Origin of the sequence: Streptomyces sp. BK340 (assembly GCF_007827595.1) — a bacterium.
GTDB lineage: Bacteria > Actinomycetota > Actinomycetes > Streptomycetales > Streptomycetaceae > Streptomyces.
In genome coordinates this window covers 71,505-91,298 of record NZ_VISR01000029.1, presented here as the reverse complement: position 1 = coordinate 91,298, position 19,794 = coordinate 71,505, and the positions used below count along the sequence as shown (strand labels likewise).

The following is a 19,794-nucleotide window of genomic DNA, read 5'->3' as shown; positions in this document are numbered from 1 at the left end:
CGCCCCGGTCCCCGGCCCCTGATCTCACGGCGAAAGGAGTGCCCATGACGATCACTCGTCAGCGGCTGCTGGAGATGATGACGGCCTATCGGTCCACCTATCTGCTCCGCACCGCCGTGGAGCTGCGGCTGTTCGACGCCCTCGCCGACGGGCCGGCCGACGCCGGTGAAGTGGCGGCCACGCTCAAGACCTCACCGCGCGGGACCCGGATCCTGCTGCGGAGCCTCGTCGCCGCCGGGCTCCTTGACGCCGACGGCGAGCGCTTCCGGCTTCCCGACGGCGGTGCCGACCTGCTCGTCACCTCAAGTCCCGGCTATGCGGGTGCGAATGTGAACGTCGCCTCCAGCGACTGGGAGTGGGACACCATGAAGCGGCTCGGCGACATCGTACGGACCGGTGCCCCGCTCACCGAGGAGACGGCCGACTCACCCGGCTGTGGCTACTGGGTGGACTTCGCGGAGAACCTGACGTTCGTCACCAAGGCGGGTGCGGCTTTCGTGGCCGAGACGCTCGGCACCGGCCGGGCGGACATCCTGGACGTCGGCAGTGGCGCGGGCCTGTTCGGCTACGCCGTGGCAGGCGGAGATCCGCTGTCGCGGGTCTGGTGCCTGGACTGGCCGAACGTGCTCGATGTGGCCCGTAAGCACGCCGAACGGCTCGGGCTTGCCGACCGCACCGGATTCATCGCGGGTGACGCCTTCTCCGTGCCGCTCGGCGGCCCCTACGACGTCGTCGTCGTATCGAATCTGCTCTGTCAGTTCTCCAAGGAGCGCTCGAGCGCGCTCCTGCACAGGCTCTCGGGTGTGCTGCGGCCGGGCGGCCGGCTGGTGATCGCCGGCTTCACCACGGGCGATGTGCCCCCGGCCCAGGCCCACCACGCCCACATGCTCGAACTGCTCATGCTGGCCTGGACGGCGGGTGGCGAAGTCCATTCCCCGGACGACTACGTGCGGATGCTGGACGCGTGCGGCCTCGTCGGCGCCCGTGTCCACCGGCGCGACGGCCTGCCGCTGCGGGTCGTCGTGGCCGAGAAGCCCGCCGACGCCGACGAGGAGGAACAGTGACCACCCACGGAACGACTTCCCACAGCGTGACCGTCGGCAGGACGGCGGCGTCCGTCTACGCTCTGTTGGCCGACCCCACCGAGCCGGTCCGGTCCTCGCCCACGGTCGTGCACATCGCCTGCCTGGAGCGGACGGCGACCGGTGACCTGGTCCAGCGCTGGGTGGCCGACGGCGACGCCGTACGCACCTGGACGGCCCGGCGGGAGCTCGACCCCGCGGCCGGAACGGTCGCCTTCGAACACCTGGGGCCTCCGCCGCCGGTCACCTCCCTGCGCGGCGAATGGCGCGTGCGGACCGTGGGCCCGCAGGAGTGCCTCGTCGAACTGTGGCACTCCTGGGAGGCGGCCGACGACGACGGAGCCTTCGCCGCCCGGATGGAACGTGGAATTCCGATGCAGCTCGCCGCCCTCAAGCGGACGGCCGAGCAGGGCGCCGAGGCGGCTGCCCGCACCGTACGGCAGGAGGACACCCTGTTCCTCGACGCCCCGGTCAGCGAGGTACGGGCGTTCCTCCGCGACGCGGGCGCCTGGCCTCGGCGGGTGCCCGGCTGCCGCACCGCCGAGAGCGTTCACACCGGGCCGGAACACCAGATCGTGCTGTACGGGACGGGAGCGGCACCGGCGGCCCGGCGCGCCTTCGTCCACCTGCCGGACCGTACGGCCTGGAAGCAGCTCGGCGAGCTGCCCCCACTGCACACCTCATTGCACGGCACCTTCGCCCTGGAAACGGATGGAACCGGCACCCGGGTCACGGCGGTACGGACCGCCGTCCTCGGCCCCGTCGAGGCGTCCGGGACGGGGTGGGGCCGCGAAGAGCTGACGACACATGTGAACAAGGCGCGTGACGAAGCGGATCCGGCGCTCCTCGACGGCCTGGCGCGAGCCTTCGGCCCGGCCCGAGGTGCCCCATCCGCTTCGCCCCGCTCGGAGGGAGCGTAACTATGGACCGGCGTGTCGCGATCACCGGTATCGGTGTGGTGGCACCTGGAGATCCCGGGAAGAAGGCCTTCTGGGATCGGATCGTCCAGGGCCGAACGGCCACAAGGGCTGTCACTTTCTTCGATCCGTCGCCATTCCGGTCCCGCATCGCGGCGGAGTGCGACTTCGACCCCGCCATGGAAGGACTGTCGCCGCAGGAGATCCGGCGCATGGACCGGGCCGCGCAGTTCGCCGTCGTCTGCACCCGCGACGCGCTCGCGGACAGCGGCCTGGAGGCCGAGGACGTCGCGCCGGGCCGGATGGGCGTGAGTCTCGGCAACGCCGTCGGCTGCACCACGAAGCTCGACGAGGAGTACAACGTCCTGAGCAACGGCGGCCGTGACTGGGTCGTCGACCCGGCCTACGCCGTCCCGCACCTCTACGACTACTTCGTCCCCAGCTCGCTCGCCGCCGAGGTCGCCTGGAAGGCCGGCGCGGAGGGCCCCGCCGCCCTGATCTCCGCCGGCTGCACCTCCGGCCTGGACTCGGTCGGGCACGCCACCGAGCTGATCCGCGAGGGCTCGGCGGACGTGATGATCGCCGGAGCCGCCGACGCTCCCCTGTCACCCATCACGTTCGCCTGCTTCGACGCCATCCGGGCCACCTCGAACCGCAACGACGACCCGGAACACGCGCTGCGGCCCTTCAACCGCACCCGCAACGGCTTCGTCCTCGCCGAGGGCGCCGCGGTACTGGTGCTGGAGGAGTACGACCGGGCGGTGCGGCGGGGCGCGCGCATCTATGCCGAGATCTCGGGCTTCGCCGCCCGCAGCAACGCCCATCACATGACGGGCCTGCGGCCGGACGGCCGGGAGATGGCCGAGGCCATCGACGCCGCGCTCGGCCAGGCCAAGCTGCCGGCCGAGGCGGTCGACTACATCAACGCGCACGGCACCGGCACCCGGCAGAACGACCGGCACGAGTCCGCGGCCTTCAAACGCAGCCTCGGGGCACACGCGCTCACGACCCCGGTGAGCTCGATCAAGGCGGTCATCGGGCACTCGCTGGGTGCCGTCGGTTCCATAGAGGTCGCGGCCTGCGCCCTGGCGATCGAGCACGGCGTCATCCCGCCGACGGCCAACCTCGACGACCCGGATCCGGAACTCGATCTCGATTACGTCCCCCTCGTGGCGCGCGAGAAGAAGCTCGACACGGTTTTGACGGTCGGCAGCGGCTTCGGCGGCTTCCAGAGCGCCATGCTGCTCACCCGGCCGGGAAAGGCGGCGAAATGACAGCGGTCATCACCGGAATCGGTGTGTGCGCGCCCAATGGGCTGGGCACCGAGGAATTCTGGAAGAGAACGCTCGACGCGACGAACGCGATCGGACCGATCGCACGGTTCGACGCGTCCTCCTACCCCGTCCGGCTCGCTGGTGAGATAAGCGGGTTCGACCCCGCCGCGCACCTTCCCGGGCGACTGCTTCCGCAGACCGACAGGATGACTCAGTTCGCGCTCGCGGCCACGGACTGGGCGATGGAGGACGCCGGCGCCGGCGCCGACACCGAGGGATTCGACCCGTTCGACCGCGGCGTGGTCACGGCCAGCTCCGCGGGCGGCTTCGAATTCGGCCAGCGCGAGCTGGAGGCGCTCTGGTCGCGCGGCCCCGAGCATGTCAGCGTCTACCAGTCGTTCGCCTGGTTCTACGCGGTGAACACCGGCCAGATCTCCATTCGCCGGAACATGCGCGGCCCGACGGGTGTCATCGTCACCGAGCAGGCCGGCGGGCTCGACGTACTCGGCCAGGCCCGCAGGCATGTGCGCCGGGGTACGGGCATGGTGGTGTCGGGCGGGATGGAGTCACCGCTGTCGCCCTGGGCGGTGGCGGCACAGATCCCGAGCGGCAGGCTCAGCCGGCGGACCGACCCGGACCGGGCGTACCAGCCCTTCGACGAGCGGGCGAGCGGCCATGTGATCGGCGAGGGCGGCGCGATCCTGATCGTCGAGGACGCGGACAAGGCCAGGGAGCGGGGCGCCGCTCAGGTCTACGGAGAGATCGCCGGCTACTGCGCCACCTTCGATCCCGCGCAGGCCACCGGTCGTGGGCCGCGTCTGGAGGCGGCCGTGTCGGGCGCGCTGGCTGACGCGGGGATCCGCGCCGACGAGGTCGATGTCGTCTTCGCCGACGCGGCCGGGGTCCCGGACCTCGACCGGGCCGAGGCCACGGCACTGGCCGCCGTCTTCGGGCCGCGCGGGGTTCCGGTCACCGCGCCCAAGACCATGACCGGACGGCTGAGTTCCGGTGGTGCGCCGCTCGATGTCGCCGCTGCGCTGCTGTCGATCCGCGACGGAATCATCCCGCCGACCATCAACGTGACGCGCGAAGCCTTCCGCCACGAGCTCGATCTGGTCCGGGAGCCCCGGCAGGGCGCGGTGCGCACCGCCTTGATCGTCGCACGCGGCTACGGCGGGTTCAACGCCGCGCTGGTCGTCCGCTCGGTGGCGTAGGCGCCAAGTCCCCCACATTGAGGAGAAAATCATGAGTGAGTTCAGCATCGACGACCTGAAGCGGATACTGCGCAAGGCCGCGGGTGAGGACGAGACGACCAGCCTTGACGGCGACATCCTCGAGCTGTCTTTCCAGGACCTCGGCTATGACTCCCTGGCCCGGATGGAGGCGGTCAGTCTCACCGAGCGCGAATACGGCATCTCCCTGTCCGAGGAGGAGATGGACGCGATCGTCACCCCCGGCGAGTTCCTGGCCTTCGTAAACGGCAGGATCTCCGCCGCCGCTTGACCTGATTGCAGAAGCGGGCATGAGCCCCCGTCCGGACCGCAAGGTTCCGTACGGGGGCTCATGCCTTTGCGCTCCGTCGGCGTAGGCAGGACATATCTCCTGCTCAGGAGAGCATCTTTGTCTCTGTTGGCGGGCGAAGCCGGAACCATAGCGTTGTCCCCATGACGCAAACAAGTACGTACTCCAGAGCGCCACAGAGGACGGGCTCTGCGGTGAGCTTCGCAAGCGTGACGAAGACCTATGGGAACGTCCACGCCGTCAACGGGCTCGACCTGGAGATCGAACGCGGGGAGACGGTGGCACTCCTCGGCCCGAACGGAGCCGGCAAGTCCACCACCATCAACATGATGCTCGGCCTGCTTCCGCACGACGGCGGCGAGATCCGGCTCTTCGGCAACGAGCCCGGACGCGCCGTCCGGGAGGGGAAGATCGGCGCGATGCTCCAGGAGGGCGGGCTGATCCCCCGGGTCACCATCCAGGAGCTCATCAACTTCGTGCGCGGCACCTACGAGGCTCCGCTGCCCCTGGGTGAGATCCTGGAGACCGCCCAGCTCACCAAGCTCGCCACCCGGCGTGTCGACAAGCTCTCGGGCGGGCAGGCCCAGCGCGTCCGCTTCGCCCTCGCTCTGGCCGGCAACCCCGACCTGATCGTGCTCGACGAGCCCACGGCCGCGCTCGACATCCAGTCGCGCCGGGACCTCTGGACGACGATGGCGGCCTACGCCGCACGCGGCAACACCCTGCTCTTCTCCACCCATTACATGGAGGAGGCCGACGAATACGCCAAGCGCATCGTCGTCATCGCCCAGGGCAAGGTACTGGCCGACGGCACCGGAGCGGAGCTCAAGCGGAGCATGGGCGGCAAGATCGTGAGTATCGACCTCGGCGACGCCGGCGCCGACGGCTTCGCGAGGCTGCCGGGTGTCACCGAGGTGGAGGTCCGCGGCGCGCGGATCCACCTGACGACGTCCGACGCGGACCTCACCGTGACGACCCTTGCGCGAACAGGCCACCTGCGCAACGTAGAAGTGACCGGCGGGGGCCTTGAAGAGGCGTTCCTTGCCCTGACCAGTGGTCTGAACGCGAATCACCAGAGGAGCGGTTCCTGATGTTGCTCGGCTACCTGCGCCTTGAGCTGCGCCGCACCGTCCGCGACAGCGGCTTCCTCATCATGTCCCTGATCGCCCCCGTGGCGCTCTATCTGCTCTTCAGCCACCTGGGCGGCGGTCCTTCCAGCCACGACGAGCAGGTCCGGAACATGGCCGGTATGGCCGGCTTCGGCGCTCTGGGCGCGGTGATGAACAGCCTCGGCGGCGTCTCGGAGGACAAACGGGCCGGCTGGCTGCGCCAGCTCCGGCTCACCCCCCTCCCCCCGGTGACGGTGGTGCTCGGCCGCGCGATCACCTCGATGACCCTGGCCCTGCCGCCCGTCCTCGCCGTCACCCTGCTCGGCGGACTGGTCAACGGCGTGCATCTCAGCGCCGCCGAATGGGTGGGGACCGTCGGTGTCCTGTGGGTGGGCATCGCCCCCATCTCGATGCTGGCGATCGGCTGTGGCTATCTGCTGGACGGCGCCAAGGCACAGTCCATGGGCCTCGTCTCCTACCTGCTCCTGTCGGTGGTCGGCGGCTTGCTCATCGACGTCAAGAACTTCCCGCACTGGCTGGGACAGGTTTCGGGGTGGACACCGATCAACCGCTACAAGCAGTTGGTGTCGGACCTGGCCCTCGGCCACGCGCTGAGCACCACCGCCCTGGCGATCCTGCTCGTCTGGAGCGTGGCCCTGGCCGTCTTCGCCGCCTTCGGCTACCGACGGGGCACCACCGCCTGACCGGGAGGGCTGGCGTATTTTGATCAGTAAGTCCAGCAATGGCCATACATAGTTAGAGGAGGATGGGACCGTGCGGGTCAAGGGGAAAGCCTTAACCCATGAGAGGTTCGGCATGCACAAGGCGCCGACCATCTTCTACCCCGTGCTCGTCATCGCCGCCGGCGCCCTCTCCGACATCGTCGGGGGACGTGACAAACCGACCTGGGAGGCCGCTGCCGGACTCCTGGCGTTCTGCGCCCTCTATCTCTTCTCCCTCTGGGCGGCGTTCAGCGACCGGTGCGGGCGCCTGCTGGTGATCACCCCGGCAGTCGTCCTCACCGCCCTCACTCTGACGCTCGCCCTCCGCTTCGGCGCGGGAATGGTCTGGCTGTTCTCCCTGCTGGCGGTGGTGTGGAGCGCTGTGGCGAGCTGGCGGCATCTGCTGCACCCACCACTTGTGATCGGCTTGGTCTCCTTCACGGCCGGCATGACCGCCGTCTATGCCGACGCCGAGGTGGGTGACGCGATCGTCATCAGCTACAGCACCCTGCTCTCCGGCGTGATCGTGACCATCATCGTGCGCCTCTTCTCCACGGTGATGGAGCTGCGCCAGGCCCAGGAGGAGCTGGCCCACTCGGCGGTCGCGGAGGAGAGGCTGCGGTTCGCCCGCGACCTGCACGATCTACTCGGACACTCGATCTCGCTCATCGTCGTCAAGGCCGAGGCGGTGCGCAGGTTCGCCGAGTGCGACCCAGCCACCGTCAAGCGTCACGCCCAGGATATCGAGGCCGTGGGCCGCACCTCGCTGGAGGAGATCCGCGAGGCGATATCCGGCTACCGGGAACGGGACCTCAACTCCGAGCTGAAGGGCGCCAAGTTGGCGCTGACCGACGCGGGGATAGAGACGGAGATCGTCCACGACGGTCCGCCGCTGCCGGTTCAGGCCGACGCGTTGCTCGGGTGGGTGGTGAGAGAAGGTGTCACCAACGTCATCCGGCACAGTGAGGCCCGGCACTGCGAGATCTCCGTGCGGCACCGCTCCGAGGGCGTCGAGCTGGAGATACGTAACGACGGCCCCCGTACGAAACCGCCCGCCGCCGAGAACGACGGCGGAACACCCGGCCATGGTCTACTGGGGCTCGCGGAGCGGTTGTCGGCGGCGGGCGGCGCGCTGACCACGGCACCGGGGGTGGACGGGGGATTCCGCCTTACGGCCAGGCTGCCCGTTGCCCGAAGGAGTGAAGTGAGGGTGGGTGCCCAGTGATCCGGGTTCTGCTGGCCGAGGACCAGGGGATGATGCTGGGTGCGATCGCGCAACTGCTCGACCTTGAAGCGGACATCGAGGTCGTGGCCCAGGTGGGCACCGGTGCCGAGGTCGTTGACGCGGCCCGCGCGTCCGACCCGCACATCGCGGTCCTCGACATCGAGATGCCTGTGCGGACCGGCCTGGAAGCCGCCGAAGACCTGCGGCGCCTGGTGCCGGGATGCCGGGTGCTGATCGTCACCACCTTCGCCGGGCCGGGCTACTGCCGGCGAGCCCTGGACGCGGGCGCCCGAGGATTCCTGGCCAAGGACGGGCCCGTGTCGGAGCTGGCCCACGCGATCCGGCGCGTACACGCGGGGGAGCAGGTCGTCGATCCGCTCCTCGCGGCGGCCGCGCTCAGCGCGGGGTCGAGCCCCCTGACCACCCGAGAGCGGGAAGTACTCGCGGCCGCGGCGGACGGCGCTCCCGTCCTGGCCCTCGCGAAGCGCTTGCACCTCTCGGAGAGCACGATCCGTAATCACCTCTCGTCGGCCACTCAGAAGATCGGTGTGCGCAACCGTATGGAGGCCGTGAACAAAGCCAAACAAAACGGTTGGCTGTAAGGCTCTGATAAGCGAGCGGGCCGGCACCTGCCGGCCCGCTCGCTCAGCTCCCGCTATAGCATCCCCGCTTATTAGTTCTCGAGACCTGTCCGTGATAGATTCCGGATTAGGGTGACAAGCTGACCAAATTATCGACCACATTGTCACCCACCTCAATGAGGGGAACAGGCAGCAGACGCAACCACTGACAGCGTCTCGCAGTCGGAGACCACCCAGCAGGCGGGGGCCTGGGATACGATGAACCATGAAGCTGAGTGCATAACCATTCTCATCGCAGAGGACCACACACTCCTGCGGGAGGCGCTCCACGAGAGCCTCGGCGCTGAGGACGACCTGGACGTGGTCGGTGAGGCGGACAACGGTGAGAGCGTCGTCCAGCTCGCCCGGGACCTGAGTCCCGACGTCATCCTCATGGACGTCGAAATGCCGGGTGGAATCATCAGCGAGAGGCTGCTCGCGATCAAGAGAGCCTCACCCGAATCCCGCGTGATCATCCTCACGATGCATGATGATCCGCGGCTCGTTCAATCACTGCTGAATCACGGAGTCCACGGCTATCTGCTGAAGACCATATCCCGTATGGAACTCATCGCCGCCATACGAGGCGTCAACCGCCACCCGGAGCGGAGGGTGCTGTCGGTTTCACAAGGAAGTCTCAATTTCAACAACCGGTCGGCGGAGGGCCTGACAGAGCGCGAGATCGATGTTCTCGGTCACGTCGCCAAGGGCCTCAGCAATGCACAGATAGCAGCCCGGCTCTTCATCGCCGAGGGAACGGTAAAGCGCCATTTGCGCAATATCTTCGACAAACTCGGCGCGACTTCCAGGACGGATGCCGTGAACAAGGCGACCGAGGCGTCCCTGCTCAGCCGGGGCATCGACAGACCCTTCCGCTGCTCGGCCAGCCAGATGTGACCCCCCGTGCGGGCCCGCGACCGGCCCGGACCCTCCCTCACGCCCGTTGCCTAGCCCACCTTCGCCCTCTCCGCCGCGGTCCCACCCGCTCCACTGTGCCCCGAGCCCTGCCCACGGCGGGGCTCGGTCGCTTCCACAGCTCCTCTTCGGGCCCCACCGGGGCGCACTCCTCGCGGCGGACCTCACCCCACTCGGTGACCGGGCAGGCTCCTCGAGAAGCTCTGGGCCGGCAACTGAGCCTCTACCGATCGGGGCGGGCCGCCCAGTCGGGGATGCAGAGGATCTCCAGGACGGCTGTTGTGATCGTGTAGCCGGCGCCGCCGCCGTAGAGCAGCACGTGGTCCCCGGGGTTCAGGGCACCGGTGAGCAGCAGGTGCTCAAGGCCCGCGGCCCAGTCGCCGGCGCCGATGTGGCCGCTGGTGCGGGCGAACTCCCAGGTGGTCGCGGACTCGTCGACGCCGAGCAGGTGGTGGATCTGGAAGGGGCCCGGGATCCGTCCGGTGGCGGGGATCACGACGTACGCGATGTCGTCGGTCCCCAGGCCCGCGTCGTCGAGGACGGCCTGCTTGGCCTCGGTCATCACCTTGCCGAAGCGGATGTTGGTGAGGGTCTCGTCGCTGACTGCCTTATGGGCGTCGCCGCGCGCGGTCAGGTCGACCTGCCGCTCCGCGGCCCGCGAGACCGGACCGAACGGCTCGTCGCCGCGCGCCATCGGCTCCAGGCCGTTGTCCGCGACGGTGGCGGTGGCGACAAGGCGGGCGAAGCCGCCCCGGGTGGAGAGCACGGTCGCCGTGCCGCCGTCGGCGTAGGCATTGCCGTGGCGCAGCCGCCAGCGGTCGGCGCCGGGCCCGCCGAAGCGGTCGGCGGTGGTGACCATGACGGCGCTGCCGTTGCCGTAGCCGGCGGTGAGGTGGGCCGCGGCCAGGTCGAGGGCGCTGATGCCGACGTTGCAGCGCTGCTGCACATCGAGCGCGGGCACCGTCGTGCCGACCGTGTGCCCTGCGATGTAGGACGCGGCGGGCCAGATGTCCAGTCCCTGGTACCAGGTGCTGCCGTGCAGCAGCAGCGAGTACTCCCGCTTCGCGAGACCGGAGCGCTCGTGGGCGGTGCGGGCCGCGGCGACCGCCATGTCCGGCGGCGCGGTCCAGGGCTCTCCCTCACCCTCGCGGGCGATGCGGACGGACTCGTACCCGAAGTCGTCGATCCACTCCTGGCCGCACTCCCCGGCCGCGACGCACTCGCTCACCGCCACCGGCTCGGGCAGCCAGCTGCCCAGGCCCGCGACATAGATCTCGTTCCAGCGCATCCAGTTACTCCTCCGGCTCGGCTCGCATGGGTTTCGGCATACGTCCAAGATGGCTGCCGGCCTTCGAACCGTGTTGGAGTCCGAGAGGGGAACGGGCAGACCGCACGCGGTCGAGCGCGGCTCAAGTGCGGCGCGAGCGAGGTCCGAAGGCCGGTGGCCACGCTGTGGTCCCGACCGACTGGCGGCCCCCTGCCCCCCTGCCCCCCCGCTGATTCCCCGGAGGTCCGCCGTGCGCATCCTGTTCGCCGCCAAGCGGGCACGTCGCATCTGCGGCTCCTGGTGGATCGAAGTCCCGGTCGTCCTGGACGCGCTGTCCCGGGCCGCCCAGGACGTACACCGGCGCCACCAGGCCCTGCACACCCGGTACTTGATCCGGCACAACGACACCGGATACGCGGTGGTACCGGACGAGTCAGCCGGGGTGACGGCGCTGCGGCTGCCCGGCACACCCGACGAGACGGCGGCCGTCGCCGACCGGCTCGTGGCCGTCTTCACCCCGCTCGACCTCCCGGGCGGCCCGGCGTGGCGGTGCGGCGCGGTGGGCAGCCGGGAGGCCGGGCGCACCCTGTTCGGTCTGGCCGTCCACCACGTGGCCTTCGACGGGGCGTCCGAGGCGGTGCTCGCCGCCGGCCTCGGCCTCGCCCACGCGGCGCGGGCCGCGGCTCAGGAGCCGGACTTCGCCGGGTCCGCCACCGCCGCTCCCGGGCACTCCAGTTCGCGCCCCCTGAGCCGGGCCGACCTCGCCGTGCGGGAGCGGCACGCACGGGAGCTGCCGCGTCGACCTGCTGTACCCGCGGCTCCGGCCACCCCACCCGGCGGACGGCGGCGACCCGCCGCGGCAGGCGGTCGCGAACGCGGACGAAGCGCTCGGCGCCCAGGAGCTGGGCGGTGCGCAGCTCGCACGCACCGTCGTGCTGACCGGCGGCGGCGCACTGGGGCCCATGCCCAGCTTCCTGATACAGGACGGCCCCGACCCCCGTGCTCGAACTCGAAGTCCGCACGGCCGAGTTGGGGCGGATCGGGAAGATCGCCATGTTCACCGAGCTGGAGTTCGACGTCCGGATCACGCCGGACGGCGCCCTGGCCACCGCGACCGTGCGCACCGACCGGCTGCCCGCCGCGTTCGCCGACACCGTAGTGACCACGTTCGCCGAGGCCGTGCGCCGCGGCCCGGAGCACGGGCCGGAGACCGCCGACTCCCCTTCCGACGAGCCCGACGAGGACCCTTCATGCGCGTACTGATCCTGAGCAGCCCCGAGTCCACCCACTTCTCCTGCATGGCGCCGCTGGCCTGGGCACTGCGCGGCGCCGGGCACGAGGTGCTGGTCGCCGGGCAGCCCGACATCGTTCCGATGGCCCGCGCCACGGGCCTGTCCACGGTCACCGTGGGCCGTCAGTTCTTCGGGAAGGACCTGCTGTCCCCGGCGCTGCCACCGGACAAGCGGCCCATCGAAGTGGTGGGCCCGCACACTCCGAAGATGACCCTCATCGGCTCCCGGATCTGGGTACTGCACTCCCGCTACCTGGCCCCGCGCTACCTGGAGGTGGCCCGCCAGTACCGGCCCGACCTGGTCATCTCGGAGATGCTCGACTGGGCGGCGCTGCTCGTCGGCGGCGCTCTGAAGATCCCGGTGGTGTCGCACCGCTGGGGCGTCGACCCGATGAGCCCTCTGATGCGCGGCACCGCCGAGGACCTGCTCGCGGGAGCCTGCGAAAGGCTCGGCATCGAGGGCGGACTGCCGCGGCCGGACGTGGTGCTCGACCCTGCGCCGCCCCAGCTGCTGTGCCCCGGAACCCCGGCGGCCACCCCGATCCGGCACATCCCGTTCAACGGGACCGGCGAGGTGCCCGGCTGGCTGCGGCAGCGCGGCGAGCGGCCCCGGGTGTGCGTGTCGATGGGGCGGCAGACCCTCGCGCTCGGCGGCATCCCGTTGTTCCGCGGGATCATCCAGGCCTTCGGGGACATCCCGGAGGCCGAGGCGGTGATGACGGTGCAGGAGGAGTTCCTCGACCGGCTCGGCACCGTCCCGTCCAACGTGCGCCTTGTCCCGCCGACGCCCCTCAACGGCTTCGTCGACCGGATGGACGCGGTCGTCACGCACGGCGGCGCCAACACCCTGCTCACCGTGGCCGGTCGCGGAGTACCGCAGCTGATCCTGCCGCAGCTGGCGGACCAGTTCGAGGGCGGTGAGCGGCTCGCCGCCGCAGACGCCGGGCTCAGCCTCGCCACCGCCGACGAGCAGAACGACCCGGCTGCCGTCGCGGCGGCCGTGCGCACCCTGCTCACCGAGGAGCGCTTCGCCAAGGGCGCAAGGAAGCTCGCCGACACCATGGCCGCCATGCCGAGCCCCGCCGCCGTCGTCCGTGACCTGGAGAACCTGTGATGCGCGTCCTGTTCATCAGCTCCCCCGCCGCCACCCACTTCCTGCCCATGCTGCCGCTCGTCAGGGCGCTTCAGGCGGCCGGCCACGAGGTCCTCGTCACCGGCCAGCCCGATGTGACGGGGCCCGCCGAGGCCGCGGGCCTGGCGACCGTGACCCACGGGGACGCCTTCCACTACGAGGATCTGTGCGGTGGCAAGGGGCCGCGGGGCCCGCGCCCCATCGAGACCGTGGGCCGGCCGCCCGCGCAGCAGATCGACGGTGCCGCCCAGATGTGGCGCAACCACACCTCGTACCACCTGCCCGACTACCTGGAGCTCGCCCGAGACTGGAAGGCCGACCTGGTGGTCTCCGACCACATGGACTTCGCGGCGCCGATCGTCGGCGAGGTACTCGGCATCCCGAGCGTCGAGCACCGCTGGGGCGTGAACCCGACCAGCACGTCCACGCTCAGGATGACCCTGATGTGGCTCGGCCCCCTCTGCGGGCGCCTCGGCCTGGACTCGGTGCCGGGGCCGAGTCTGATCCTCGACCCGGCGCCGCCCGCGCTGCGCAGCACCGACGCCCCGGAGGGCCGCCCGATCCGTCCCCTCCCGCACACGGACGGCCGCGCCCCCTGGGCCTACGCCACATCCCCGGGGGCCCCGGGCTGCCGGGTCGCGGTGGCGCTCGGCGGGCACACCCTCGAACTGGGCGGCGCCCCGCTGGTGCGCATCGTCGTCGCCGTACTGGAGCGCACCGGCGGCGTCGAGGCGGTCGTGTCGGCCCCGCCCCGGTTCCGCGAGGCGATCGGGGCACTGCCGAAGACGATGTCGTACACCGATGAGACGGCACCCGGCGTCCTGTTCCCCGGCGCCGACCTGGTGGTCCACCACGGCGGCGCGGGCAGCACGCTTGGCGCGGCCGCGCTCGGCGTACCGCAGCTGGTGCTTCCGCAGGTGGGCGACCAGTTCATCGCGGGCGACAAGGTCGCCGACGCGGGTGCCGGGATCAGCCTCGACTCGGCCGGGCTCCAGAACAACGACACCCATCTCACCGACGCCGTACGCGCGTTGCTCTCCGACCCGGGATACCGGCAGGACGCCGCACGGCTGCGGCAGCAGATCCAGGAGATGCCCGGTGCGGCCGAAGCGGTCGGCGTCCTGGAGGACCTGGTCTCCCATCAGACGGTGCGGGCGTGAGTACGACGGAGATGACAGAGGAGGCGAAAGAGAAGCAGCCGAATCCGCATGGCATGCGCCGCCGTCGCCGGGATCGCCCTGTACATGGCCCGGTCGGCCGCCTCCCCGGACCAGTTGGGCGTGGTCACCACAACCTCCCGGTTCGCCCTCCTGATGAACGACGTGCACGTCGACGAGACCCAGCCCCAGACACCCCCCGAGGAGACAGAGGACCATGCGCGTACTGATGCTGAGCACCCCGTTCCCCACCCACTTCACCCCCATGGTGCCGCTGGCCTGGGCGTTGAAGGGGGCCGGACACGAGGTGACGGTCGCCGCGCAGCCTGACGTCACGGACGCGGCCCGCGCGGCGGGGATATCCGCCGTCGACATCGGAGACCGCTTCCACGGCCTGGACCTGCTGCAGCGCCACCTCCCGCCCGGGGTACGGCCATTGGAGCTGATGGGGCCGACCCCGCCGGAGAAGATGGCGGGCGCCACCAAGCTGTGGGAGATCCACGCCCGCTATCTGCTCGACGCCTACCTGGAGTTCGCCCGCGACTGGCGCCCCGACCTGATCGTGTCCGAGCAGATGGAGCTCACCGGCGCGGTCATCGGCAAAGTGCTCGGAGTGCCGTCGGTGCAGCACCGCTGGGGCGTCGACCCGCTCAGCGGCCCGTCCCGCGCCTCGGCCCGCAAGTTCCTGTACACAGCGGCACACCGGCTCGGCCTCGACGGGCTGCCCGACCCCGATCTGCTGCTCGACCCGTGCCCGCCGGCGCTGCGCCACCCGAGCGCCGCGCCGGGCGCGCCGATCGGCTACGTGCCCTTCAACGGCGTCGGCACCGTGCCCGAGTGGCTGCGGGTACCGGCTCCGGAGGGGCTGCGCCGGGTGGCGGTCTGCCTGGGCCACCAGACGCTGGTGCTCAACGGCACCGGCCTGTTCCAGACGATCATCGAGTCCTTCGCCGGACTTGAGGGCGTCGAGGCCGTGGTGACCGCGGCCCCGGAGTTCCACGAGCGCTTCGGCGAACTGCCCGACAACGTACGGGTGGTGGAGCCGGTGCCGCTCAACCTGTTCCTGCGCGACTGTGATGCGGTGGTGCACCACGGCGGCGCCAACACCACGATGACGGCCTGCGTGTTCGGGCTTCCGCAGGTCGTCCTGCCGCAGCTGGTGGACCAGTTTGCGTCGGCCGAGCTCCTTGCCGCGGCCGGGGCGGCCCGGGTGCTCCCGGAGGCGGCCCCGCAGAACGACCCGGCGCAGGTCCGTGCGGCGATCGCCGACGTCCTCGGGGACGACGGGTATCTGAAGGGCGCGCGGAAGCTGTACGACGACATGGCGGCGATGCCGAGTCCGGCCCAGGTGGTGGCGGACCTGGAACTGCTCGCCGCCTGAGGCACCAAGTGAGGGGCCCCGAACGGATTCCGGATGCTGTCGGTCAACCCGGGGCTCGCCTGACGTCGGCCTTCAAGACCTGGTTGTGGTCCCGGAGGCCGACGTTGTCGTCTGGGCGGGTACAGGTGTCGATGAGGCGTCCCCCGGGTGAGTCTGTGGTGGTGAGTGCGGGGTATCCGGGTTTCCCCGTGTCCGGCTGCTGTTCTGGCGGGGTTGACCGGGGTGCCGCGCATGCGCGGCATGTCGAGCATGACGGTGCGGTGGCGGCGGACGGTGGTGACAGCGTCGTGGCTCGCCCGCGTCGCGGCCGAGTGCCAGTGCTGCCTGCACGGCCGCGTGCGGAACGTCGCCCAGCTCGTACAGGTCCCTACGCCCTCGTACGACACCGGCAAGGGGCTCAGCGTCGCGGACGCCCGGCTGTTGCTCCGCGCGTCCGAGGAGGACCGGCTGCACGCCCTCTACGTGCTGGCCTTGGTCCTGGGGATGCGGCGCGGCGACCTGTTGGGGCTCCGTTGGGACGCGATCGACCTGGACCGCGAGACGCTGACCGTTGAGCGTGCGCTGCAGCGCGTCGAGGGAGAGCTGCGGTTGGTCAAGCCCAAGACTCTGGCGTCGGTCCGCACCGTTCCGCTCCCGCCCCTCGTGGTGAAGGCGCTCACCGACCACCGCGAGCGGCAAGCCCAGGAGCGCGCCGCCGCCGGCACGGGATGGAAGGAACGAGGGCTGGTCTTCACGTCCCGCATCGGCACCCCGGTGGAGCCGGACAACCTCCGGCGGAGCTGGGACCCGCTCCGGAAGCGTCTCGGTCTGGAGATCCGGTTCCACGATCTCCGGCACTCCGCCGTGTCGCTCCTGTTGGATCTCGGTGTTCCGCCTCACATCGTCCGGCAGATCGTCGGCCACAGCGACATCGGGGTAACCATGAAGGTCCCCGAGGTGTCCCGAGCTGGTCACCCGAGTGGCGGCTTGCAGTCGTGAGCCGCGTGCCCCCACCTAAGGGTGAGGACACCACCGCCGAAAGTGATGAAGAGGATGAGAGCCCAGGGGAATGCTGAACCGGCCTCGCGTGACACAGCTGCCCAGGTGATCGTCCTCAGGAGCCGTTGGCGTACCCCTTGGTAGCCGACACGAAAACACCCCCTCCGTAAGATCCCGGAGGGGGTGTTTGCCCTGATGAGGGCGGTTGTGGCTGGGGCCGGGGTCGAACCGGCGACCTATCGCTTTTCAGGCGATCGCTCGTACCAACTGAGCTACCCAGCCACGAGGCTTCCGGGGAAACCTCAGCGGTCCTGACGGGATTTGAACCCGCGGCCTCCACCTTGACAGGGTGGCGAGCACTCCAAACTGCTCCACAGGACCAAGCGTTTGTGTGCAACAGTGTCGCACACGATCTTGCGTGCCCCCAACGGGATTCGAACCCGTGCTACCGCCTTGAAAGGGCGGCGTCCTAGGCCGCTAGACGATGAGGGCTATCGGCCCGCCTGGGCGCTTCTCAGCGCGTCGGGGACGTGAGAAGCATATGGGATGGCGGGGAGGATCGCCAAAACGGTTTTACGACCCCGATGGCGACGGCGTGGCCGGGGACGGTTTCGTGCCCGGGGGCTCGTGGTGGAGCCGCTGATCAAACACTTCCTCGGGCAGGTGGCGGCTGACCTCGGCCGTCGTCAGGCCCAGGCCGCCCAGCCTGATCTCGTCCCAGGCCTGGAGGCGGCGGGTGCCGCGGTCGAAGTAGAGGATCGAGGCCTCGATCGGGTCGGGGTACTTGCGCTCCACGGCACGCAGGCCGCTGCCGCCGGTCGAGCCCTCGATGCGCAGACGTGTGCCGTACTTCATGACCTCCGTGCCCTCGTGGTGGAGGTGGCCCGCCAGGACCAGCGGGACCGCGCCGTCCGTCTCGCGCGCGGCGGCCGGCTCGTGCGCGACCGCCACGTCGACCGGGGTGCCCGCCGCCCGCTGGTCGCGCAGGGCAGCGGCCAGGCGGTCGCCCGCCAGCACCTCGGCCGCGTCCCCGCCGGGCGACACCGAGCGGTCGGGGGTGAACTGGGGGTCGCCGATGCCCGCGAACCGCAGGCCGGCGATCGTCTGCGCCCGGCCGTCGTCCAGGACGTGCACGTTCCTCATGTGCTGCAGGTAGCGCTGGGTGGTCCTGGAGTCGTGGTTGCCCCGGACCCAGACGTACGGCACGCCCAGGTCCGCGACCGGGTCCAGGAAGCCGTTCTCCGCGGCGGTGCCGTGGTCCATCGTGTCGCCCGAGTCCACGATCACGTTCACCTTGTACTGCTCCACGAGCGAGGCGATGATCTTCCAGCTCGCCGGGTTCAGGTGGATGTCGGAGACGTGCAGGACCCGCAGGCCGGCCGGGTCGGGCTGATAGGCGGGGAGGGTGGACGTGACGTCGTACAGCTTCGTCACGTTCGTCACCAGGCGCGCCAGCTCCTTCTGGTAGACGTCGAATTCGGTGACGATGCTGCGCGCGTTGCCGACCAGGGAGGGCGCGGAGGAGAGCAGGCCGGAGAACTTGGGCTCCAGGACGGACTTGGGGTTCCAGGTGGCGTACGCGGTCGCCCCGGAGGCGGCGAGGAGGGCCAGTGCCAGGCCGCCGGCCGTCAGGGCGCGGCGCGGGTGGCGGTAGACGGCGAGGCCCAGGGCGGTCGCGCCGGAGACCACGGCGACGCAGGAGCGTACGGCCAGGTCGAGCGTGCCGTGCTCGACGTCCCGGGCCACCTCGTCCTGGAGCCCGGAGAGCCGCTCGGGGTGGTCGACGAGGGCCTGGGAGCGGAGCGGGTCCAGCTGGTCGACGTTGACGTCCAGGCGGACCGGGGCGACATGGCTGTCCAGGGTGAGCGCGCCCAGCGGGGAGACGTTGATCTTCGTGCCGCCGGTGAGGGACGGGCGCAGTGCCATCGTCGTGTCCATCGGGCCGACCGGGACCCGTACGTTCCCGACGATCAGCAGGCCCAGCCAGGCGCCGACCAGGACCACCGTGGTGAGGCCCAGGGCGCGCAGCCAGGGGTTGGGGCGGGCCGCCAGTTCCAGGGCCGGGAGGGCGGGGGCGGCTTTGCGGGCGCGACGGGTGCGCGGGGTGCGGAGGGCTGCGACGGCGGCTCGGGCACTGGCCATTGGGGGCGTATGCCCACGGCCGGGCGGGGATATGCGGCGGATATACGACGGTTCGCCTGCCTCGTACGGGCCTCCCGTACCGGACAATGACCGTGTGCTGGAGATGACGCGCGAGGAGTTCGAAGAGCTGGTCGCCGAGGCGCTCGACCGGATCCCGCCGGAGCTGACGCGGCTGATGGACAACGTCGCGGTGTTCGTCGAGGACGAACCGCCCGCGGACGATCCCGAGCTGCTCGGGCTGTACGAGGGGACACCGCTGACCGAGCGGGGCGAGTGGTACGCGGGGGTGCTGCCGGACCGGATCACGGTCTACCGGGGGCCGACGCTGCGGATGTGCGACAGCCGTGCGGACGTCGTCGCCGAGACCGAGGTCACCGTGGTGCACGAGATCGCCCACCACTTCGGCATCGACGACGCCCGGCTGCACGCGCTCGGGTACGGGTGACCGGCGGGGCACGCCGATGCGAGCGGGGCGCGTGTCCTCATGCGGGCGGCGGGAGTTGGTCAGGTTGACTCCCATCCTCGCCTCCGGAGGTGGCCGCCGTGCGCCCCTTGTACGTACCCGTCCGTCTGGTCGTCACGGTGCTGGCCCTCACGGCCGCCGCCGGCTGTGTGAGCGTGGGTGACGACGCCGGCCGGGCCAGGCCCTCGCACTCGGCGGGGCAGCGGGGCGGCGAAGCGCCCGACGGGGGTCCGGTGGACGTCGGCGGCGGCCTCGGCCACGGCGGTGGCGGCTCCGGGGACGGCAAGCACGAGCACGGGGGCAAGAAGAAGCGGGGGGAGTCGGCCACGCCCTCGGTCACGCCGTCCGTGCCGGGCAGCGTCTCGGCGGCGCCGCCGCAGCCCGGGAAGACCGTGGATCCGGCCCCCGCGCACACGATCGAGCCGACCCCCACGCAGACGGCCGAGCCGCAGCCGACGCCCACCGAGGAGCCGACGCCCGCCTCGACCCCGCCGCCGTCGGCCGAGCCGTCCTCCTCGGCCCACGAGGAGACGGGACCCCAGCTGGTCCAGCGGGAGCCGGCGCCCGAGGCGGGGACTCCGGCCTAGGACGTGACCAG

At 70.8% G+C, this 19,794-nt stretch carries 20 protein-coding genes and 3 tRNA genes; 17 read left to right on the top strand and 6 right to left on the bottom strand.

The genetic code is table 11. The features are described from left to right. The first annotated feature begins 44 nt into the window (after positions 1 to 44). From FB157_RS37375 to FB157_RS37330, 10 genes are all read left to right on the top strand, one after another. Positions 45 to 1,064: a class I SAM-dependent methyltransferase gene (locus FB157_RS37375; RefSeq protein ID WP_145885177.1), complete on the top strand. Its 1,020-nt coding sequence runs from the start codon at positions 45 to 47 to the stop codon at positions 1,062 to 1,064. Next, positions 1,061 to 2,002, top strand: a complete 942-nt coding sequence (locus tag FB157_RS37370) for an SRPBCC family protein (RefSeq protein ID WP_186581864.1) — start codon at positions 1,061 to 1,063, stop codon at positions 2,000 to 2,002. The genes FB157_RS37375 and FB157_RS37370 overlap by 4 nt, the downstream gene beginning before the upstream one ends. Before the next feature lie 2 nt (positions 2,003 to 2,004). Continuing rightward, a complete protein-coding gene (locus FB157_RS37365; protein ID WP_145885175.1) occupies positions 2,005 to 3,273 on the top strand; it encodes a beta-ketoacyl synthase in 1,269 nt (422 codons plus the stop codon). Then, positions 3,270 to 4,487 (top strand): ketosynthase chain-length factor, encoded by a 1,218-nt coding sequence (locus FB157_RS37360; protein ID WP_145885174.1) that lies wholly within the window; start codon positions 3,270 to 3,272, stop codon positions 4,485 to 4,487. The genes FB157_RS37365 and FB157_RS37360 overlap by 4 nt, the downstream gene beginning before the upstream one ends. A 31-nt stretch (positions 4,488 to 4,518) precedes the next feature. Beyond that, positions 4,519 to 4,776 (top strand): acyl carrier protein, encoded by a 258-nt coding sequence (locus FB157_RS37355; RefSeq protein WP_145885173.1) that lies wholly within the window; start codon positions 4,519 to 4,521, stop codon positions 4,774 to 4,776. Between the two features lie 227 nt (positions 4,777 to 5,003). Continuing rightward, positions 5,004 to 5,885 (top strand): ABC transporter ATP-binding protein, encoded by an 882-nt coding sequence (locus FB157_RS37350; RefSeq protein WP_261386785.1) that lies wholly within the window; start codon positions 5,004 to 5,006, stop codon positions 5,883 to 5,885. After that, positions 5,885 to 6,607 carry an ABC transporter permease gene (locus tag FB157_RS37345; protein WP_145885171.1) on the top strand — a complete coding sequence of 241 codons (723 nt, stop codon included), beginning with the start codon at positions 5,885 to 5,887 and terminating at the stop codon, positions 6,605 to 6,607. The genes FB157_RS37350 and FB157_RS37345 overlap by 1 nt, the downstream gene beginning before the upstream one ends. Before the next feature lie 112 nt (positions 6,608 to 6,719). Beyond that, positions 6,720 to 7,850 (top strand): sensor histidine kinase, encoded by a 1,131-nt coding sequence (locus FB157_RS37340; RefSeq protein ID WP_145885170.1) that lies wholly within the window; start codon positions 6,720 to 6,722, stop codon positions 7,848 to 7,850. Beyond that, entirely contained in the window at positions 7,847 to 8,452 is a 606-nt protein-coding gene (locus FB157_RS37335) for a response regulator transcription factor (protein WP_145885169.1), read from the top strand. Before FB157_RS37340 ends, FB157_RS37335 begins: the two co-directional genes overlap by 4 nt. A 237-nt stretch (positions 8,453 to 8,689) precedes the next feature. Continuing rightward, positions 8,690 to 9,367: a response regulator transcription factor gene (locus FB157_RS37330; protein ID WP_145885168.1), complete on the top strand. Its 678-nt coding sequence runs from the start codon at positions 8,690 to 8,692 to the stop codon at positions 9,365 to 9,367. 241 nt (positions 9,368 to 9,608) lie between these two features. Here the strand turns inward: FB157_RS37330 and FB157_RS37325 are convergent, their stop codons facing one another. Together FB157_RS37325 and FB157_RS47705 are read right to left on the bottom strand one after the other, a co-directional pair. After that, a complete protein-coding gene (locus FB157_RS37325; RefSeq protein ID WP_145885167.1) occupies positions 9,609 to 10,673 on the bottom strand; it encodes a ketoacyl-ACP synthase III family protein in 1,065 nt (354 codons plus the stop codon). A 412-nt stretch (positions 10,674 to 11,085) separates the two neighbouring features. Next, on the bottom strand, positions 11,086 to 11,382 hold the full coding sequence (locus FB157_RS47705) for a hypothetical protein (protein ID WP_186581863.1): 297 nt from the start codon (positions 11,380 to 11,382) through the stop codon (positions 11,086 to 11,088). Between the two features lie 269 nt (positions 11,383 to 11,651). Here FB157_RS47705 and FB157_RS47700 point away from each other — a divergent pair, with 269 nt between their 5' ends. The 5 genes from FB157_RS47700 (at position 11,652) to FB157_RS37300 (ending at position 16,591) form a co-directional block, all read left to right on the top strand. Beyond that, positions 11,652 to 11,915, top strand: a complete 264-nt coding sequence (locus FB157_RS47700; protein WP_186581862.1) for a hypothetical protein — start codon at positions 11,652 to 11,654, stop codon at positions 11,913 to 11,915. After that, a complete protein-coding gene (locus tag FB157_RS37315) occupies positions 11,903 to 13,057 on the top strand; it encodes a nucleotide disphospho-sugar-binding domain-containing protein (RefSeq protein WP_145885165.1) in 1,155 nt (384 codons plus the stop codon). Before FB157_RS47700 ends, FB157_RS37315 begins: the two co-directional genes overlap by 13 nt. Beyond that, a complete protein-coding gene (locus FB157_RS37310; RefSeq protein ID WP_145885164.1) occupies positions 13,057 to 14,235 on the top strand; it encodes a nucleotide disphospho-sugar-binding domain-containing protein in 1,179 nt (392 codons plus the stop codon). Before FB157_RS37315 ends, FB157_RS37310 begins: the two co-directional genes overlap by 1 nt. Before the next feature lie 214 nt (positions 14,236 to 14,449). Beyond that, complete coding sequence (locus FB157_RS37305; protein ID WP_145885163.1) at positions 14,450 to 15,613, top strand: nucleotide disphospho-sugar-binding domain-containing protein; 1,164 nt, start codon at positions 14,450 to 14,452, stop codon at positions 15,611 to 15,613. Positions 15,614 to 15,844: 231 nt separating this feature from the next. Then, the gene (locus FB157_RS37300) at positions 15,845 to 16,591 is read left to right on the top strand and encodes a site-specific integrase (RefSeq protein ID WP_261386784.1); all 747 of its coding nucleotides are present in this window, start codon (positions 15,845 to 15,847) and stop codon (positions 16,589 to 16,591) included. Positions 16,592 to 16,799: 208 nt separating this feature from the next. On the opposite strand, the gene FB157_RS37295 is transcribed toward FB157_RS37300, so the two are convergent. The 4 genes from FB157_RS37295 to FB157_RS37280 form a co-directional block, all read right to left on the bottom strand. Next, positions 16,800 to 16,873 (bottom strand) — tRNA-Phe (locus FB157_RS37295). 24 nt (positions 16,874 to 16,897) lie between these two features. Continuing rightward, positions 16,898 to 16,972: transfer RNA gene (locus FB157_RS37290), tRNA-Asp, on the bottom strand. 38 nt (positions 16,973 to 17,010) lie between these two features. Continuing rightward, positions 17,011 to 17,083 (bottom strand) — tRNA-Glu (locus FB157_RS37285). Between the two features lie 81 nt (positions 17,084 to 17,164). After that, the gene (locus tag FB157_RS37280; protein ID WP_145885162.1) at positions 17,165 to 18,733 is read right to left on the bottom strand and encodes a metallophosphoesterase; all 1,569 of its coding nucleotides are present in this window, start codon (positions 18,731 to 18,733) and stop codon (positions 17,165 to 17,167) included. Positions 18,734 to 18,827: 94 nt separating this feature from the next. Here FB157_RS37280 and FB157_RS37275 point away from each other — a divergent pair, with 94 nt between their 5' ends. Further along, positions 18,828 to 19,178 (top strand): metallopeptidase family protein, encoded by a 351-nt coding sequence (locus tag FB157_RS37275; protein WP_145885161.1) that lies wholly within the window; start codon positions 18,828 to 18,830, stop codon positions 19,176 to 19,178. A 98-nt stretch (positions 19,179 to 19,276) separates the two neighbouring features. Then, entirely contained in the window at positions 19,277 to 19,783 is a 507-nt protein-coding gene (locus FB157_RS37270) for a hypothetical protein (protein WP_145885160.1), read from the top strand. The last annotated feature ends 11 nt before the right edge of the window (positions 19,784 to 19,794 follow it).

Coding starts and splice junctions, on each gene's coding strand:
- FB157_RS37375 (WP_145885177.1), top strand. CDS start 45: ATGACGATCACTCGTCAGCGGCTGCTGGAGATGATGACGGCCTATCGG.
- FB157_RS37365 (WP_145885175.1), top strand. CDS start 2,005: ATGGACCGGCGTGTCGCGATCACCGGTATCGGTGTGGTGGCACCTGGA.
- FB157_RS37360 (WP_145885174.1), top strand. CDS start 3,270: ATGACAGCGGTCATCACCGGAATCGGTGTGTGCGCGCCCAATGGGCTG.
- FB157_RS37355 (WP_145885173.1), top strand. CDS start 4,519: ATGAGTGAGTTCAGCATCGACGACCTGAAGCGGATACTGCGCAAGGCC.
- FB157_RS37345 (WP_145885171.1), top strand. CDS start 5,885: ATGTTGCTCGGCTACCTGCGCCTTGAGCTGCGCCGCACCGTCCGCGAC.
- FB157_RS37340 (WP_145885170.1), top strand. CDS start 6,720: ATGCACAAGGCGCCGACCATCTTCTACCCCGTGCTCGTCATCGCCGCC.
- FB157_RS37330 (WP_145885168.1), top strand. CDS start 8,690: ATGAACCATGAAGCTGAGTGCATAACCATTCTCATCGCAGAGGACCAC.
- FB157_RS37325 (WP_145885167.1), bottom strand. CDS start 10,673: ATGCGCTGGAACGAGATCTATGTCGCGGGCCTGGGCAGCTGGCTGCCC.
- FB157_RS37315 (WP_145885165.1), top strand. CDS start 11,903: ATGCGCGTACTGATCCTGAGCAGCCCCGAGTCCACCCACTTCTCCTGC.
- FB157_RS37310 (WP_145885164.1), top strand. CDS start 13,057: ATGCGCGTCCTGTTCATCAGCTCCCCCGCCGCCACCCACTTCCTGCCC.
- FB157_RS37305 (WP_145885163.1), top strand. CDS start 14,450: ATGCGCGTACTGATGCTGAGCACCCCGTTCCCCACCCACTTCACCCCC.
- FB157_RS37300 (WP_261386784.1), top strand. CDS start 15,845: ATGCGCGGCATGTCGAGCATGACGGTGCGGTGGCGGCGGACGGTGGTG.
- FB157_RS37280 (WP_145885162.1), bottom strand. CDS start 18,733: ATGGCCAGTGCCCGAGCCGCCGTCGCAGCCCTCCGCACCCCGCGCACC.